This is a genomic window from Flavobacterium sp., from assembly GCF_043773265.1.
Lineage (GTDB): Bacteria > Bacteroidota > Bacteroidia > Flavobacteriales > Flavobacteriaceae > Flavobacterium.
Genome location: NZ_JAYVFH010000059.1, coordinates 1 through 3194 on the forward strand (window position 1 = coordinate 1; position 3194 = coordinate 3194).

The 3194-nt window shown below is 30.7% G+C and carries 3 protein-coding genes; all 3 read left to right on the top strand.

Features of this window, described 5'->3' with window-relative positions; translation table 11 throughout:
- Positions 1 to 121: 121 nt before the first annotated feature.
- Complete coding sequence (locus ACH2BO_RS03190; protein ID WP_395043314.1) at positions 122 to 427, top strand: hypothetical protein; 306 nt, start codon at positions 122 to 124, stop codon at positions 425 to 427.
- 120 nt (positions 428 to 547) lie between these two features.
- Positions 548 to 1591: a pesticidal protein Cry7Aa gene (locus ACH2BO_RS03195; protein ID WP_395043315.1), complete on the top strand. Its 1044-nt coding sequence runs from the start codon at positions 548 to 550 to the stop codon at positions 1589 to 1591.
- A 109-nt stretch (positions 1592 to 1700) separates the two neighbouring features.
- Positions 1701 to 3194, top strand: a 1494-nt coding sequence (locus tag ACH2BO_RS03200; RefSeq protein WP_395043316.1) for a glycosyltransferase, incomplete at its 3' end; no start/stop codon positions are given.

The following is a 3194-nucleotide window of genomic DNA, read 5'->3' on the forward strand; positions in this document are numbered from 1 at the left end:
GGAATAACTGAAACTTTTGAACCCGATGGCATTAAAAAAATGACCAACGAAATTTCAAAAGTGATTTACAAACATATGGTTCAAGAAAAATTTATTAGATAATAAAACAAGATTTATAGTTATGATAATCAAGGAAGCAATAGCCGAATTAGAAAATAAAGACAATCCAGTTGCAAAACTAATGCACACCGGAGTTGCCTTTAAAGTAATTATTTTGGCATTCAAAAAAGGTATGGTTTTAAGAGAACATAAAACCAGTGTTCCCACAAAATTGACCGTTCTTACTGGAAACGTAAAATACAGTAGTGAAAATATAATTAGAACCATTGATACCTTCGAAGAGATGGAAATTCCTTTGGAAGAAATGCATACAATTGAAGCAATAGAAGATTCATTATGCTTGCTAATTCAGGGATATAGAAATTGACTTTATTTTTAAACATAGTAATTATATAACTTTTTCAAAAATTTGTATAACAATGTCTTACGATGATAAATCGACCTTTATATTTCTAGTTTAAAGTCATAAAACTAAAATTATAAAGCAATGTTACAGATAAAAAAAGAAGGAATTATTCTCGAAAAAAGAAATCTTGGTTTCGAAAGAGAAGGTGTTTTAAATCCAGCTATACTATTTGAAGGTGAAGATATTCATCTTTTTTATCGTGCCGTCGGAAAAGGAAATTATTCTACAGTTGGCTATTGTAAGCTAAACTTGCTTCGCGAAGTTAAACAACGTTTAGATGTTCCACTACTTTTTCCGCAATTTGAATATGAAAAACAAGGCGTTGAAGATCCAAGAATAGTAAAAATTGACGATTTGTATTATCTAACCTACACTGCAAATGACGGTGTTAATGCAATGGGTGCTTTAGCAACTTCAATAGATTTAGTCAATTGGGAAAAAAGAGGTTTAATTGTACCACAATATTCTTATGAAGAGTTTGCCCATTTGGCAGAAACAAAAGGAGAACTTAATGAGAAGTATTTACGTTTTAATGGTAAAAATGTGGTTCCAAAAAATTTAGTTAAAAAAGTGCTACTATGGGACAAAAATATTATTCTTTTTCCAAGAAGAATAAACGGAAAACTATATTTTTTGCATCGTATAAAACCTGATATTCAAATTGTTTCTATTTATGATTTGAGTGAGTTGACACATAGTTTTTGGGATAATTTTTTTCTAAAATTTAACGATTCTATTCTCATTTCTCCAAAATATGTCCACGAAGTTAGTTATGTTGGTGGCGGATGTCCACCAATTGAAACAGATAATGGCTGGCTCATTATTTATCACGGAGTACATGATACAGTCGATGGTTATGTGTATTGCGCATGTGCCTCATTATTAGATTTAGAAAACCCTGAAAAAGAAATTGCACGATTACCGTATGCTCTTTTTGAACCAGAATACGAATGGGAATTGCACGGAATAGTAAACAATGTTTGCTTCCCAACTGGCGCAATGGTAAACAACGATACACTTTATATTTACTATGGCGCAGCCGATGAGCATATTGCGTGTGCATCTGTAAGTTTGACTGAATTATTAAAAGAATTAATGCTTAATCCTATTCCTCATGAGAAATAAATTGACAATTCCAAAAAATAATTCGAAATCGGTACAACAACTTATAAAAAATGTTCTTAGCAGAAAGAATAGTATCCAAACCAAACAAATAAAGTTGCCAAAAATTTTGATGGTTACCACATTTCCACCGCGAGAATGTGGCATTGCAACTTATTCTCAAGATTTAGTAAAATCATTAAACACGAAATTTAAAAGATCATTCGATATAAAAATTTGCGCTTTAGAAAACGGAAATCATTGTTATGGAAATGATGTCGATTATATTTTGCAAACCAACAATCCAATTTCCTATCTAAAGTTAGCCGACGAAATTAATTCCGACGATGCGATTCATTTGGTCTTAATCCAACACGAATTTGGCTTGTTTAAAAACAATGAAAACGAGTTGTTACAATTTTTAAACGCTTTAAAAAAATCCAGTTTAATTGCTTTTCATACTGTTTTGCCTGAACCAAACCTAGAATTGCAACAAAATGTTAGTAATATGACCAACGCTGTTGATGGCGTAATTGCTATGACAAATTCTTCTGCAACCATATTAAAAAACGACTATTTGATACCAAAAGATAAAATTTCGGTAATTCCACACGGAACACATTTGGTAGAACATACTAATAAAGAAATTTTTAAAAAAAAATATAATTTATTGGGACGAAAAGTGCTTTCTACTTTTGGCTTGTTAAGTTCTGGAAAAAGTATCGAAACCACTTTAGAAGCTCTGCCAACTATTATAGAAAAAAATCCAGAAATTATATTTTTAATTATTGGAAAAACACATCCTTCAGTCATAAAAGAGGAAGGCGAAAAGTATCGAAATATGCTCGAAGAAAAAATTAGGGCATTACAATTACAAAACAATGTTCGATTTGTTAATGAGTATTTGGCACTTCCAGATTTGTTAAAATATTTACAACTTACCGATATTTATTTGTTCACTTCCAAAGATCCAAACCAAGCGGTTAGTGGTACGTTTTCGTATGCTATGAGTTGTGGTTGCCCAATAATATCGACTCCTATTCCGCACGCTTGTGAAGTTTTGAAAATTGGAACAGGAATTATTATCGATTTTGAAAATGCTAAACAATTGGCAAAAGAAGTAAATTATTTGTTGGATAATAAACAGTTAAGAAAAAATATCAGCTTAAACGGATTGCATCAAATGATACCAACTTCTTGGGAAAATTCGGCTATTGCCCACGCAAAATTATTTGAATTTATTACTGAAGAAGGTATTTCTTTACACTATAGAATTCCAGAAATAAACTTGAATCATTTAAAAAAAATGACGGCCAATTTTGGAGTAATTCAGTTTTCGGTAATCAATAAACCCGATATCAATTCAGGTTTCACTTTAGATGATAATGCAAGAGCTTTAATAGTAATGTGTCAACATTATCAATTATCAAAAGACACAACCGATGTAGAATTGATTCATAAATATTTTAATTTTATTGAATATTGCTTTCAAGAAGATGGTTGTTTTTTAAATTATATAAATGAAAAAAAAGAATTTACCAATCAAAATTATCAAACCAATTTAGAAGATTCTAACGGAAGAGCTATTTGGGCTTTAGGATACTTACTTTCTATAGCTGATTTATTG

Coding starts and splice junctions, on each gene's coding strand:
- ACH2BO_RS03190 (WP_395043314.1), top strand. CDS start 122: ATGATAATCAAGGAAGCAATAGCCGAATTAGAAAATAAAGACAATCCA.
- ACH2BO_RS03195 (WP_395043315.1), top strand. CDS start 548: ATGTTACAGATAAAAAAAGAAGGAATTATTCTCGAAAAAAGAAATCTT.